General features: G+C 63.7%; 5 protein-coding genes and 1 pseudogene. All 6 read right to left on the bottom strand.

Annotated features, from left to right (window positions below):
- A pseudogene (locus tag VMR39_RS09840) lies at positions 1–237 on the bottom strand (MarR family transcriptional regulator); the annotation flags it as partial.
- A 112-nt stretch (positions 238–349) separates the two neighbouring features.
- Positions 350–3,406 (bottom strand): UDP-N-acetylmuramoyl-tripeptide--D-alanyl-D-alanine ligase, encoded by a 3,057-nt coding sequence (locus tag VMR39_RS09835; protein WP_325415781.1) that lies wholly within the window; start codon positions 3,404–3,406, stop codon positions 350–352.
- A complete protein-coding gene (locus tag VMR39_RS09830) occupies positions 3,403–4,593 on the bottom strand; it encodes an HlyD family efflux transporter periplasmic adaptor subunit (protein ID WP_325415780.1) in 1,191 nt (396 codons plus the stop codon). The genes VMR39_RS09835 and VMR39_RS09830 overlap by 4 nt, the downstream gene beginning before the upstream one ends.
- A complete protein-coding gene (locus VMR39_RS09825; RefSeq protein WP_325415779.1) occupies positions 4,590–6,770 on the bottom strand; it encodes a type I secretion system permease/ATPase in 2,181 nt (726 codons plus the stop codon). Before VMR39_RS09825 ends, VMR39_RS09830 begins: the two co-directional genes overlap by 4 nt.
- Entirely contained in the window at positions 6,767–8,089 is a 1,323-nt protein-coding gene (locus VMR39_RS09820) for a TolC family protein (protein WP_325415778.1), read from the bottom strand. Before VMR39_RS09820 ends, VMR39_RS09825 begins: the two co-directional genes overlap by 4 nt.
- A gap of 129 nt (positions 8,090–8,218) precedes the next feature.
- Positions 8,219–15,071 (bottom strand): BapA/Bap/LapF family large adhesin (locus tag VMR39_RS09815; protein ID WP_325415777.1); only part of this gene is annotated, 6,853 nt, incomplete at its 5' end.

Here is a 15,071-nt window from a genome sequence, read left to right as displayed (position 1 = left end):
GCCTGTTGCGCTCTCGCCGGAAATCGCCATGACGTCCTTGACGCATAGACTGTGTCCTTCTTCCGCCACAGCAAACAGTTCCAGCATGATGTCCCAAGCAGAATCGCGGAACACATGCTTGGGGAAATGCTGACAGCAATTGATGCGCGCCTGCTGCGTTTGTCGGGCCAGAGCCAATAACGACGTGCCGAACGTGTCCGGAGCGGTCGCCTCTCGCCTTTGATCACGCGATGCCATGCTTTTTCCTTGCATTGCCTCCTCGTGGAACACACTCAAAGCTGCATCCTATATCTTAACAAAATGTAAACATCTCATTCAATTGCAGCCGTGTTAGCGATATCAATTCCATCTATGGAACGCCTTTCTGTGCGTCTCGCTTTAACTGCTCGACCAGTTCGTGCATCCCACTGCCGTGCGATCCTTTAACAAGGATGATGTCTCCATCCTCAACATTTTGTCTGATCCAGCTAGATATTTGGCTTGTATCATCGGCATTCAGGCCGTGATAGGCGATTGGCTGCTCAGCCCAGAATGGTTGATACATGGCACCGAGGGTGTGGACGCACTCTATACCATATTTGTGGATCAACGGCGCTAGATCGGCATGATAGCTGGCTGCTTCCGCGCCTAATTCCAGCATCTCGCCCAATATCGCGACGCGTCGGCCACCCCTCCCTGTACCCAGCAGTTCCAGCGCGGCCGCCATCGAGGCTGGATTTGCATTGTAAGCGTCATCGATCAGCACGACCCGTCGACCATTGATCGTCAACGCCGAAGCCTCGCCGCGTCCAGAAAGCGGGCGGAAATCGGCCATTGCCTCCAGTCCCTTGACCTCATTCAGCGACAGAGCCGACAGGGTAGCAAGCACCGCCACGCTGTTGAGCGCCATATGCCGACCCGGCGCCTGTAGCCGATAGCGGAGCACTTCCTTGGGCGTCTTGACCTTCACCTCTCCGTCGCATCTTCCGATTAGTCGGAAGTCGGCTTCCGCTGCCTCGCCATAGCTGATCACGCGCAGATCATGAGCCATCGCCAGCGCGCGCACGCGCGGCAGTTCCATCATGTCGGCATTGAGGATAGCAACACCGCCGGACGCCATACCTGCAAAGATCTTGCTTTTGCGCCGCGCGACCGTGGAGAGATCATGATGAAATTCCAGATGTGCCGGCGCGATATTGGTGAAGACCGCGACATCGGGCCGTGTCAGCAGCGCATTCTGCTGCATCCGGCCGATCGCGAGTTCCATCACGATATGCGGCGTATCCCAAGGTATGGAGGCCAGGTTCCAGGCGATGCCATGCGGCAGGTTGGCGTTAAGGCGCGTCTCCCCTACCGCGCCCCAAGGGCGCAGCGCCTGCGCCAGCATCGCGACCATGGTGGTCTTGCCCGCGCTGCCAGTCACACCGATCAGCTTACCGGTCATCGCTGCGCGTGCATGACGACCCAACGCCAATATCGCCTCGTCATTATCGGGAACCGTCAGCACGGGCAGACCAGCGGCGGGGAAGCGTTCGGGCGCGCTGGTGATGATTGCCGAGGTCTGCGGTTTCAGTCGCTCGATCAGGCGCGACGGAATGCCGCGCTCCCCTTCCTTGCCCCGCATCACCACCATCTCGCCGTCGCGCAGGCTAGGGGGGAAGATGCACAGCCCCTCCGCGCGCCAGTCGGCCGGCGGCGGCACCGCCCAGCGCCCGCCGGTCGCTTGGCAGACGCTGCGCACGTTCCAGCCATTTTCGACCGGCAGCGCCGCCTCTTCCACCTCCTTCTCCAGCAGGTGCCGGCGATAGGCGATCAGGCCCGACAGATAGTGTTCGACATCGTCGATCCGCACGCGGAAGGCGTGGTGACGGATGAAGAAGCTGCCGACGATCCGGTACGGCCTGGCGAAGAACATCGCCAGTTCCGGCCAGAAATGGCCGTTCAGCAGATAGTGGGCGCGGGCATGGAGCGCCCGATGAAATTTGCCGAGATCAATCGTGTCGAGCAGATGGCCATGATCCAGATCGGCAGAGAGGCGCGCAATCATGTGCTGCGCCGCCATCATCAGTTCCAGCAAAGTCGGGAAGGTTGTGATGCGCTTCTCGACGAAATCCAGATGGTCGCGAATATTGTCGAGGCCGAAACGGAACCAGGCTTCTTCCGGCCGGTATCGGGTCAGTTCATTGGCGCAATAGCCCAGCCAATGATCGTGCGCCGACGCATGGCCCGCGGCAATGAAATGGCCGAAGGCTCGCGTCACCGCCTCGATCCACCGCGGATCGCCGGTCAGGCCGTAAAGCCGCATCAACCCGAAGGCCGCCTCCCCATCATAGTAAATGATGCGAAAGGCCTGCTTCACCGCCAACGTCGGATAGTCCAGCACATGGACAAAACCTCCACTGTCCGCGTCCTGCATATGGAGAGTGCCCGCCGCCAGCCGGTCCAGCAGCGCCCGATAGCGATCGGTTCCCATCAATTCACTATATTTGACCAGCGCCAGCAGGCAGACGGCATTGCCGCCCAGCTTAATCTCATTACCGGGATCGATCAGGAAAGCCGCCTGCGCCCCGTCCGGCAGGATCGCCGGGCGGATCAGTTCGCACTCCAGATAGGCCAACGCACGCTTGATCGCGGCCAGCAGGTCGGGCGATCGCGTGACTTCCCAGCTTTCCAGCATGGCATAAGTGCTACTGGCGTGGCGCAGACTGTTATAGGCAGCGATCGGGCGGTCGAAACAAGGGTGCCAGCCATAATGAAAACGGCCATCCGGCTGCACCTGGGACGCCAGATAGGTACTGCCATCATCGATCAGACGCAGTAGCAGGCCGGGGTCTAGCCGCTCCACGGTTCGCCTTCCGGCATTGCGCCCCTGCTCGCCGATCATGTGGACAACACCATTCGCGCCCATGAACAGACCGGCGGTGGAAAAGAGCCAGACCGGCGCATCGTCGGCAAAGTCGATCGCCCTGATGCCATGGCGCAGCCGGGCATAGCGCAGAAAATTGCCTTCATTGACGATCGCCGTCGCATGAGCGCCGCCGCCATAGAGCATCGCGTTGGCGTTGATCTCCGTTTCCAGAAATGCCTGCTCCAGCCGCGCGTCCAGCGCGATGCCCAGCCGGAAATAATTGCGCTTGGTGGCACTCAGCCGTTGGCGCAGGCTCTGCCAGTCGGTCTGTTCGACGGCCCGGACCCAATCGACCCGCAGCCAATCCAGCCGGTTCGCCGCCGCCCGCAGTTCCGGCAGCGCCTTTTCCCAGCAGCGGTCTGCATCCGGCCCGCTGACGGTCATGGTCTGCGCCCGCGCCGCGCCGTCGGTGAAGGAGAAGAACAAGACAACGGCCGGCGCACCCTCGATCTGCACCGTCGCTGCCTGCCGCACCCGATCGCCGATCACGGCCAGCCGCTCCTCCAACGACCGGTTCACCGCTCGCGCAACCCTTCGCGCGCGCGATTGAGCGGCTTCAGCAGATATTGCATCACCGTCTTGCTGCCGGTGTGGATGTCCACCGTTGCGATCATGCCTGGCACAATCGGGAAGCGCTTGCCCGCCTTGTTGACCACGGCGACCGACTTGGTCCGCACGAAGACACGATAATAATAGATTTCCGGATTCACCTCATCCTTGATCGTGTCCGGCGATATGCTCGACACCGTCCCTTCCAACCCGCCATAAATGGCATAGTCATAGGCGGTGATCTTGACTGTCGCCCGCTGATTGGGATGGATGAAAGCGATGTCGCGAGGCGAAATGCGCGCCTCGACCAGCAACTGGTCGTCCAGTGGCACGATCTGCATGATTTCGCCATTGGGCGACACCACGCCGCCGATCGTGGACACTTCGATGCTCTTCACCACGCCGCGCACGGGTGAGCGCAGTGTCAGGCGCTTCAATGTATCGGAGCGCCCGCGCACCACGGGCGCCAGCGCTTCGACTTCCTCGCTGACCTTGGCCAGATCCTGCTGCGCCTCGACCAGATATTGCGAGCGCAAATCGGCCTTCTTCAGCGCCAGTTCCGCGCGCTGACGCTTTAGCCGAAGCACCTCGACATTGCTAGCCGCGCCAACGGAAATCAGTGATTCCCCGATCTTCACCTCCTTGCTGATCAAGGCGAGGGATTCATCGATCAGCCTGTCCGAACTTGTCAGGCTTTCCCGCCGGTCGCGATAGAGGCGAGTCTCCGCAGCCTTCAGTTCGGGATAGCGGTCGAGTTCGGCGGGGAACGAGATAGGGCTGCCGCCAACCTCCGCTCGCAACCGCGACGCGCTCGCCAGCGCAGCGCGGTATTTGGCCGCGCTTTCATCCACCGTCGATCCCGCCTGAGTGGGGTCCAGCTGCGCCAATATCTGTCCCGGCCGGACGATGTCGTCCTGCTTGACCATCAGCTTCGCCAATATGCCACCTTCCAGCGACTGGATCACCTGTTCCCGACTGGTCGGCACCACGCGCCCGCTCCCGCTGGCAACTTCGTCCAGCTTCGCGAACCAGGCCCAGGTGAAAGCGGCGACGAACAGGATAGTGACCAGCCATAGCAGCCGCTTCGCGCCGGTGATGCGGCTGCGTCCTTCATCGTCGAACTGCCATTCGTCGTCGATGACCGCTACGCCGCTCATGCCACCCTCGCCCGGTTCGCCTGCATGGTGCGTAACGCCGCATCCTTGGGCTGGTCCAACAGGATCGTGCCATTGTCGATCACGATCACCCGGTCGACCAGTTCCAGCACCCGCATCCTGTGGGTAGCGATCACCAGCGTCCGCCCCTGCGCCCATGTCTTAAGGCCGTCGATGAAATGGCGTTCCGACACTTCGTCCATCGCCGCGGTCGGCTCGTCCAGCAACGCGACGGTCGGGTGCCGTAGCAGCAGCCGCGCCAGCAGCAGCGACTGGATCTGTCCGCCCGACAGGCCATTGCCGCCCTCCAGGATGATATGTTCCAGCCCGCTGCGCAGCCGCCGCACGAACTGGATCGCTCCTGTCATCGCCAGCATGGAGAGTATCTCCTCATTGGACACGTCCGGCGCGCCCAGCGTCAGATTCTCGCGGATGGTGCCGTGGAACAGGCGGCTGTTCTGCGACAGGAAGCTGACGTCGCGGCGTAGGTCGTTGGGATCGATATGGTGCAGCGCCAAATTATCGACCAGCACTTCGCCCGACACCGGCTGCAACATGCCCGACAGCGCCTGAAGCAGGGTCGACTTGCCGGCGCCGTTCCGCCCCAGCAGCGCGACCTTTTCGCCCGCTGCGATCTCCAGTTCGGGGATGGTCAGCGCGGGTGGGCTGTTGGGGTCGGCATAGCTGAACACGCCGCCATGGATAGTCATCGTGCCGGCAATCGCATTCACCGAAATCCGGTGCTCGGCATCGGGCCTATCCACCGGCAGGCTCATGATCTGATTGAGGCTGCCGATCGCCACGCGCGACTGCTGGAACCGGCTTAGCAGTGACGTCACCTGCGACATGGGGGCCATCATCCGCGACCCCAATATGGAGGAGGCTACCAGCGCGCCGGTAGTGATATCGCCGGCAATCACCATCGGTGCGCCGACGCATACGATCCCGGCGTAAACGCCATTCTGCACATTCTGCGTCCATACCGTCAGGCTGTTGGTCAGGCCGCGCAGTTCCAACTGCTGCTCTCCGGCTTCGGCATTGTAGCGGTTCCAATGCTGCTGGAACCGCTCCTCGGCTTGAAGCGCCTTGATGTCCTCTATCCCCTGCACCGCCTCGACCAGCATCGCGTTGCGCAGCGAGGCTTCGCGCATCGACGCCGTCGCATAAGCGCGCAGCTTCCGCTGGGCGAGCAACCCCGGCACCAGCAACAGCACAAGCGCGCCCAGCGGCACCAGCACCAGCGGTCCACCGATGAACCAGAGGATCACCAGGAAGATAAGGAAGAAGGGGAGGTCCGCCATCGCCGCGACGGTGGTGGAGGTCAGCAACTCGCGCACCTGGTCCAGGTCGCGCAACTGGGCGATGAAGGTGCCGGTGGAGGTCGGCCGCGCCCGGTTGCGTACGCGCAGCGCATGGCCGAACACCTTGTCCGACATGCGCAAATCCGCACGCTTGCCCAGCACATCGACGATGTTCATGCGCAGCCGCCGCAGCAAGAAATCGAACCCGATCGCCATCGCCACGCCGAGTACGAGAATATAGAGGGTAGGATAGGATTCCGCCGGGACCACCCGATCATAAACCTGCATCGAGAAGATCACCCCGGACAGGCCCAATATATTGGCGATGCAGGATGCCACCATCACATGGACATAGGATCGGCTGTCCTGATGGATGATCCGCCGCAGCCAATTCTCTTCCTGATGATGGATATAGGGATCGACGCGGGCGTCGGGCGCTGCCCGAACCGGCCGGGCGATGACCAGCAGGGTCGCGCCGCGCGCCACGTCGGCGACCGGCATGTGCGCGAGCAATCCGCCCTCGCCCGCCAGCGACAGCGTCGCCTCGCCATCCTCGGATATGGCCGTGACCAGCGCCAGCGCGCCGTCACTCATTCGTACGATCATCGGCAGGCGCCAGCCCAACAATGTCTCGCGGCCGTCGGGCATGCGGAAACGGATCGACAGGCCCAGCGCGCGAGCAATACCGCGCACCTTGGCCTGCTCCCCATCCATCCCGGCCCACAGGCCCGCCAGCTTCGCGCCCTGCTCGCTGTTGGGCAGACCATAATGGCGCGCCACCTGCTGCAACATGTCCAGCCACGCGTCGATCGGTACCGCGCTCTTGACTGCACCCGTAGCCGGGCTTGCGACCGGTTTGATCGGTGGCATCATGTTCATAGCGTCACCCCGCGCACCACCATGCCGCTCAGGTGAAAGGCTGCACGGGTCCGGCCAGAATTATAGAGGCAGTCCAGTTGCAATCGCCGCAGGTCGTGGGCGGTATTGGCCGCCTCGAATCGGACCTGCTGAAATTCCTGCTCGGCATTGAGCAGGTCGACCAGCGTGCGGGTGCCCATTTCCAGATATTGCATGCGATACAGCTTGCCGGTCTCGTCCATATTGCCTTGCCGCGATGCGAGTGTCTTGAGCAGCGCATCCAGACTGTCGATCTGCTGCTGCGCCTCGGACAGGCGCTGAGCGGTCTCGTTGCGCGCGCGCTCGGTCGCGGCGTCGGCCGCCTCCAGGGCGAAGGCTGCACCGCGCACCCGCGCCTTGCTGATCCCGCCGCCGAACACGTTGCTGGTGACGTTGAAACCCAGCGAATAGGCGCTGCGCCGGTCAGACAGAGGATCGGACACATCGATCGTGCCGGTGCCGCTCAGCGAGACGGTGGGCAACTGCTCCGCCCTGCGCCGCTTGAGGTCTGCGACAGCCTGATCCTTCTGCGCCTCCGCGACCATGACGGCGGGTACTGTGTTCCAGTCGGGCGGCGGCTGGCGGCAGGCCGCCATCAGCCAGCCCGGCACCTCGTCATCGATTTCGGTCGGCGGCGCCGTTCGACCTAGCAAATAAGCCAGATTACTGGTCCAGCGGCGTCGGGCCGCCTCGATCTGCGACAAAGTGGCGATCGCGGCTTCAACGCGCGCCTGCGCCTGCAGCCCGTCCGACCGGGTCGCCGCGCCCATGGCCACGCGATTGCCGACCAACTCGCTGATGGCGCGGACCCGTTCCAGTTGCTCCAGCCCGATCCGGTGCAAAGCCTCCCCGCGCTGCACCTCGATCATCGCATAGCCGGTGTCGCGGACCAGCCCATCGATCGCCAGCAGCATCTCCGCTTCGCCGACCCGCGTACCGGCCCGCGCTGCGTCCACGGCGCTCGACACCTTGCCGAAATCATAGAGCATCTGCGACGCATTGATTTGCGGGCGCGGGCGCCAGTCAGCGGTCAAACGACTGTCGAAGCCGGTAACGACACCGGCGCTGATCTGCGGCGAATAGCCGGCGCGGGCGACATCCACCTCAGTCGTGCGGGCATTAAGTTCGCCCGCCGCCTGGGTCAGCACCGGGTGCCAGGCGATCGCCTCCCGCGCGGCATCCTCAAGCGTTACGGGGCCGGCGGGGTCTGCCGCTGGCCCCGTCTGCGCATATGCGGCCGATATCAGCAGGCCGCCGGCGAGCAATAAAAAGGCTCTGCCGTTATGGAAGCATCTTCCCATGCCGGTCATATCCTCATCCAATTATGACCAGCATCGGCGCTTTTGGTTACCGACATGCTAACACGGCAACGTTATTATCATTCCCATGCAGCAACGGATGATGTTCTTTACCTATGTTTATAACCTTCATCAGAAGGCGTGACCGCTATTGAGGTTGTGCTTTTCGATATCATCGGTCGTCGACAGGTAATTTAACGGATCCTGTTGCACGTCCGCCGGCGTCAGGTCGACGCTTGCCGGCCCCGGCGCCGCGCTCGTCTCAACCGGGGCAGTCGGTACCGGTAGCGGCTGGTGATCGAGGTAGTTCGACAACACATCCTCCAGCGCCCCCTGTCCTTCGAACATCTGTTGGGCCAGTTCGCCCAGTACCTCGTCAGAGACGGGCGCATCGGTCTGGTTCGCTTCGGGCGTAGCGGGCTGTTCGCTTCTCGACGCCTCGACCGGATCGGCGGAAGAGGCCACCTCGACCAGATCGGCGGAAGAGGCCACCTCGACCAGATCGTTGCCCGACACGGTCGCCTCTTCCGATGTCGGCGAAGTCGCCTCCTCGGATACCGACGATGTCGCTGCTCCGGACACGGGACTGACCATATGCTGGGTTGTCGTATCGGACATCAGGGTTGCCGTCTGGTGCGTGTCGTCGCTGACCGCCGCCGCCTCGTCCATGCGCAGGCTCGCTTCTTCGATCGACATCACCGCCGAGGTAGCGCCGGTGCCGACATTGATCGTCACGTCCAGCGTGGCGGTGGCGGACATCCCGTTGGGCTGGACGACCTGATATGTAAAACTGTCCACCAGATTGACCGTCGAATGCGGGATCGTGCTGCTGGGCGTGTAGGTATAATGGCCCGTCTCGTTGACCGTCAGCGATCCATAGGTGCCCTGGATCGTCACCGCCGTCTCGCCGACCTCCACAAAGCCGCTGCCCGTCCCGACCTTCACCACTGGGAAGGCAGTCCCGGTCACGTCGTTGGCGAGCAGTTCGCCCTGCGTGCCGGTCACGCCAGAGACCATATATTGGTCGAAGTGGGTGATGGATTCGCTAATATAGACGGTTGACCCATAGGCCGTTCCCAGCACATTGGTGCTGGACACCGTGTAGCTGTAGGTACCGGGCGGCAGATCCTCGAACGTATGGCTGATGCCCGATCCCAGCGGCAGGCCCGCGACCGTCGTCGCCGTATAGGTGCCCACCGTCGCACCTGCCGCGTTCTTCACCGTTATGGTGTAGCTCGGCAACAGCGCGACGGTGCCGCCACGAATGACGGTGATGGTGACGTCCGACTGGCTGTTGGCGGCCACGGTGAAGCTGTCGCTGCCCGACCTGGTACTTAGGATCGGCGTGCTAAACGAGAATTCAACCGTCGGCGCCACCGTCTCCACGACATTCTGATACTGGACCGACGCAGTCGCCGTATCATGGTTGGCGACCGGCGCGGCCGTGATGTCGTCGCTGCCGATCGTGATCGACAGGTTCGCCGTCTCGGTCTCGCCATCGCTCCGGTCTATCAGTGTATATTGGAACACGTCCGTTTTGCCGATCGACGCGGCGGTCGGCGACGGGGTATAAGTGTAGCTGCCGTCCAGGTTGATGACCAACCGGCCGAAAGCGCCGTTCACCACCGTGCCATTCGCATTGACCGCCGTCGTCACCCCATTGACCGTAACGCTCTGGATCACCGTTTGCGGGCTGATGATGTCGATATGGCCGTCGGGGCTGGGGTCGGTGATGACATTGCCGTGGATCTGCTGTGGCACGATCCCGCCGATATCGGTGAAATCGGAATCGGTCCCCGCCACATTGAGGGAGCCCAGCAAGCCGACTCCCAGCACGCCGTCGAAGGTAACGAAGGCGCGATACTGACCCGGTCCCAGCGTTTCGGTGCTGACCAGATTGCCGTTCAGCAGCGTCAGTTGCAGCAGAGATGCGCCGCTGCCGCCGCCCACCGCGACCCAGGCCGACCCGTTCCAGCGTTGCACCGCAACCGCGTAACCGGCCAACACGCCGATGCTGAGCGTCGCATCATAGGTGAAGACCGCGTTCAGGCTGTGCCCGTCCGCCACGGTGAAGCCGACATTGGGGGTCGCCAGCACCTGCGCATCAAGATTGAGCAGGCCAAGCGATACCAGCAACAGGTAATTGGCGGTGCCATGATTGACCGCTGTCGATACCGGCAGCAGGTCAACCAACGCAATCGTGCTGTTGTCGAAAGCGGCGATGTCGAACGGTGCACCGACCAAACCCGGCACGGACTGATTGCCGGCCGCATCGGTCTGGGTGACGGTCAGGTTCTGACCACCGATCTGCGGGCTGGACAGGTTGACCGAAAAGCGGCCGTCCGATCCCACCTGCCCGGTGCCGATCACCGTGCCCGATCCGTCGCGAACCCGCACTGTCGCCCCGGCTTCACCGATACCGGTCAGCGTCGTGCCGGCGGTATTGACCGCGAGATTGACGGGCGCGTTGGGCGCGGTGATGTCCGGCGCGATCGCGCTGGTCTGGGTCGACGCATTGCCGGCCACATCGGTCAGAACTACCCCGATAGTCTCGCCATTGGCTTGCGCCTGGGTCAGTGTCACCGAATAGGTGCCATTGGCCGCCACCACTGCCGAACCGATTGCAAGGCCCGCGGCATTGGTCACTGTGACGGTCGCACCGGCCTCGCCCGTACCTGTCACCACTGTACCGGTCGACGAAACGGCGGCCGTCGGCGCTGTCGGCGGTGTATGGTCTGGCGCGGTGACAGCTATGTTTGGGGAGGCATTGCCCGCTCCATCCGCCTGCGCGACGATCAGTTGCTCGCCATTCAGCTGTGCGGGGGTGAGCGCCACCGTATAGCTGCCATTGATACCAACCGTCGCCGTGCCCAGCGTAGTGCCACCGGCATTCTTAACAGTGATCGTCGCGCCTGCCTCGCCAGTGCCCGTTACCGAACCGCCATTCGCGGAAACAGCGGCGGTCGGTGCCACAGGCGGCGTCGTGTCGGGTGCGGTTAATGGCACGGTCGGCGACACATTGCCCACCGCATCCGCCTGGACCAGCGTCAGCCGCTCGCCATTGGTTTGCGGCGTGGTGAGCGTCGCGCTATAGCTGCCGTTGGTCGCCACCACCGCCGTACCCAGCAGCGTGCCCGCCACATTGGTGATGCGGATCGTCGCGCCCGCCTCGCCGGTACCAGTGACGACAGCGCCATTGACGCTGATGGTACCCGTCGGCGCGGCCGGTGGCGTGCTGTCGGGCGCGATCGTCGTGGCGCGCGGGGACACGTTGCCGGCGACATCCGCCTGGGTGATGCCCAGCGCCTGGCCGTTCGTCTGCGGTGTCGTCAGGATCAGGCTATAGCCGCCATTCGCGGCTACCGTCGCGGTGCCGATAACGGCCCCCGCGGGGTTGGTTACTGTGATGGTCGCCCCGGCCTCGCCGGTGCCGTTCACCACCATGCCGTCAGCCGTGACCGACCCGGTCGGCGCGGCAGGCGGCGTGATGTCGGGCGCGATCGTCGGAACGCGCGGGGACACATTCCCCGCTGCATCCGCCTGAATGATGCCCAGCGTTTCGCCATTGGTCTGCGGCGTCGTCAGGGTGACGCTGTAGCTGCCATTGCCCGCCACCGTCGCCGTCCCGATGACTGCTCCGGCCGGATTGGTGATGGTGATGGTCGCTCCGGCCTCGCCGGTGCCGTTCACCACCGTACCGTCAGCCGTAACCGAGCCGGCCGGCGCTGCGGGCGGAGTGATATCAGGCGCGATCGTCGGCACACGGACCGAAACATTGCCGGCTGCATCCACCTGGATCACACCCAGCGTTTCGCCATTCACCTGTGGCGTGGTCAGCGTTGCGACGTAGCTGCCATTGGAGCCCACCGTCGCCGTACCAATAACTGTCCCCGCTGCAGTGGTGATGCTGATCGTGGCACCCGCTTCACCGGTACCGGTCACGGTCGAGCCATCAGGCGTCACCGTGCCCGTGGGTGCATTGGGCGCCGTCGTATCAGGTGCGGTAATAGGCACGGTCGGCGAAAGATTCCCCGCCCCATCGCTCTGCACCAGCGTCAGCGCCTCGCCATTGGTCTGCGGCGTCGTCAGGGTGACGCTGTAGCTGCCATTGCCCGCCACAGTCGTCGAGCCCAGCACCGTCCCGGCCGCATTGGTCACGCTGATTGTCGCGCCGGCCTCACCCGCACCGCTGACCACCGCGCCATCGCCGCTGATCGCGCCGGTCGGCGGGGCCGGTGCGGTGATGTCGGGAGCGGTAAGGCCGAACTCGGCAGACGCGTTGCCCGCCGCGTCGGTCTGGATCACGCCAAGCGTCTCACCATTCACCTGCGGCGTCGTCAGCGTCGCTACATAACTGCCATTGGCGCCTACCGTTGCTGTGCCGATGACTATACCGGTCGGATCGGTGATGGTGATGGTCGCCCCAGCTTCACCAGTGCCGGTTACTACTGCTCCGTCGGTCGAAACAGTTCCAGTCGGTGCGTCGGGCGGAGTGATGTCGGGCGCAGTGATCGGAACCTGCGGCGACACCAGGCCTGCCGCATCGGTCTGCACCAGCGCCAGCGCCTCCCCATTCGTCTGCGGCGTGTCGAGCATAACGCTGTAACTGCCGTTGCCCGCAACCGTTGTCGTACCCAACACCGTGCCGGCTGCGTCAGTAACACTGATTGTTGCCCCGGCTTCCCCCGTTCCGGAAATGATCGCGCCGTCGGGCGTGATCGCACCTGTCGGCGCAGCGGGTGCCGTGATGTCGGGAGCCAAGACATCTACCTCGACCGAGCCGTTGCCCGCCGCATCCGTCTGAACAACGCCCAGCGTCTCGCCATTCACCTGCGGCATGGAGAGCAGGACGATATAGCTGCCATTGGTGCCCACCGTCGCCGTACCCAGGACGGTTCCGGTCACATTGGTGATGCTGATCGTCGCGCCAGCCTCGCCTGTGCCTGTGACCGCCGTACCGTCCGGCGTCACTGTTCCGGTCGGCGCAGCGGGCGCCGTGATATCCGGCGCGATGATGGGTACGGACGGCGAAACATTACCCGCCGCGTCGGTCTGTACCAGCGTCAGCGCCTCGCCATTGGCCTGCGGCGTGTCGAACGAGATGATAAAGCTGCCATTGCCTACAACCGTCGTCGTGCCCAGCACAGTACCGGCCGCATCGGTAATGGTAATCGTCGCGCCAGCTTCGCCCGTGCCGATCGCCACCGTGCCATCCGGCGCAATCATGCCCGTTGGCGCGGCGGGCGCGGTAATATCCGGCGCAGTCACATCGACCTCGACCGAATCATTCCCGGCAGCGTCGGTCTGCACCAGCGTCAGCGCCTCGCCATTGGTCAGCGGGGGCGTCAGCGTCACGATATAGGCGCCGTTGACGCCTACGACGGTAGTGCCCAACACCGTGCCTTCCACATCGGTGATGGTGATCGTTGCGCCAGCCTCACCCGCACCGGTGACCGCCGTGCCGTCGGACGTCACTGTTCCGCTTGGTGCATCGGGCGCCGTCGTGTCGGGCGCGGTGATATCGATCTCGGGTGATGCATTGCCCGCCGCATCGGTCTGCACCAGCGTCAGCGGCTCACCATTGGTCAGCGGCGGGTCCAAGGTTACGCTGTAGCTACCATTGCCCGCTACTATGTCCGTGCCCAGCACCGTGCCAGCAGCGTCGGAGACGGTGACGGTCGCCCCCGCCTCACCGGAGCCGATCACCGAGCTGCCGTCGGAAACCACAGTGCCGGTCGGCGCGGAGGGCGCTTCTAGGTCGGGCGTGATGACAGCAGCGGGATCGGATTCATTGCCCTTCGCATCGCTCTGGGTCACGCTCAATTGTGAGCCATCGGTCTGCGGCGGGACCAAGCTTACGGCATAATGGCCTTGGCCATCAACTGTGGCCGTACCGATCAAAGTGCCACCTGCATCCCGCACGGCAACGGTCGCACCCTTTTCGCCCGATCCAGTCACCGCGGATCCGGTCGGATCGATCTGCGCGGTCGGCGCAGCGGGAGCCGTGATGTCAGGTGCAATCGCGATGACGGGAACGGAGCTATTGCCATCCGTATCCGTCTGCACCACGATCAGTTTCTCGCCATTGGTCTGCGGCGTGTCGAGGGTAATGCTGAAATTGCCTTCCCCATCAACCGTCACCGATCCCAGCGGCACGCCGCCGGGGCCTGTGACAGTGACAACGGCTCCGCTTTCACCCGTGCCCGATACCGTCTCACCAGTGGGCGAAACGGTTGCAATCACCGGGTCGGGAGCGTCCGGCCCATTGAGATTGGGCGCTGTCACCGGCACTTCCGCCGATTCATTACCGGCGGCATCGCTCTGCACGACGATCAGCGGCTCACCATGTATCTGCGGCGTTACGAGCGCCGTGCTCCAATTGCTGTCCAATCCGACCGTGGTAGTGCCGATAATGGTGCCCGCCGGATCGGTAATAGTGATGATCGCGCCACTTTCACCCGTACCGCTCATCAATGCGCCATCGCCGGCAATGTTGGCAATCGGCGGTTCCGGCGCGGTCAGGTCGGGTGCTATCAGGTTGGCCGGATCGGACACATTGCCGGCGGCATCCGCCTGCGTCACAAGCAGAGGTTCGCTGTTCAACTGCGGCGGCGTCAGGGTAACAGTATAGTTGCCCTGGATATTGACGGTAGCCGTGCCCAGCAGCGCTCCGCCTTCCGTCCGCACTTCGACCGCCGATCCGGCGACGCCAGTGCCCGTCACGGTCCGACCCGTGTCGTCGATGGTCGCAGCCGGCGGCGGCGGCGGCGTAGTGTCGGTCGCCGTCACGGTCGTGCCGGGCGACACATTGCCCGCCGCATCGCTCTGGGTGATCCCCAGCACCTCGCCGTCGATCCGGGCCGGGCTCAGCGGAAAGACATAATTGCCATCCTCATCGACCGTCGTGGTGCCGATAATCGCGCCGGCCGCATCCCGTACGGTAACGGTCGCACCGATCTCGCCAGTGCCGCTGATCGACGTGCCG

This window comes from Sphingobium sp. (assembly GCF_035511395.1).
Classification (GTDB): Bacteria; Pseudomonadota; Alphaproteobacteria; order Sphingomonadales; family Sphingomonadaceae; genus Sphingobium.
This window is presented reverse-complemented; position numbering and strand designations above follow the sequence as displayed.

Excerpts from the sequence above, each read along its gene's own strand:
- VMR39_RS09830 (WP_325415780.1), bottom strand. The coding sequence starts at position 4,593 with ATGAGCGGCGTAGCGGTCATCGACGACGAATGGCAGTTCGACGATGAA.
- VMR39_RS09825 (WP_325415779.1), bottom strand. The coding sequence starts at position 6,770 with ATGAACATGATGCCACCGATCAAACCGGTCGCAAGCCCGGCTACGGGT.
- VMR39_RS09820 (WP_325415778.1), bottom strand. The coding sequence starts at position 8,089 with ATGGGAAGATGCTTCCATAACGGCAGAGCCTTTTTATTGCTCGCCGGC.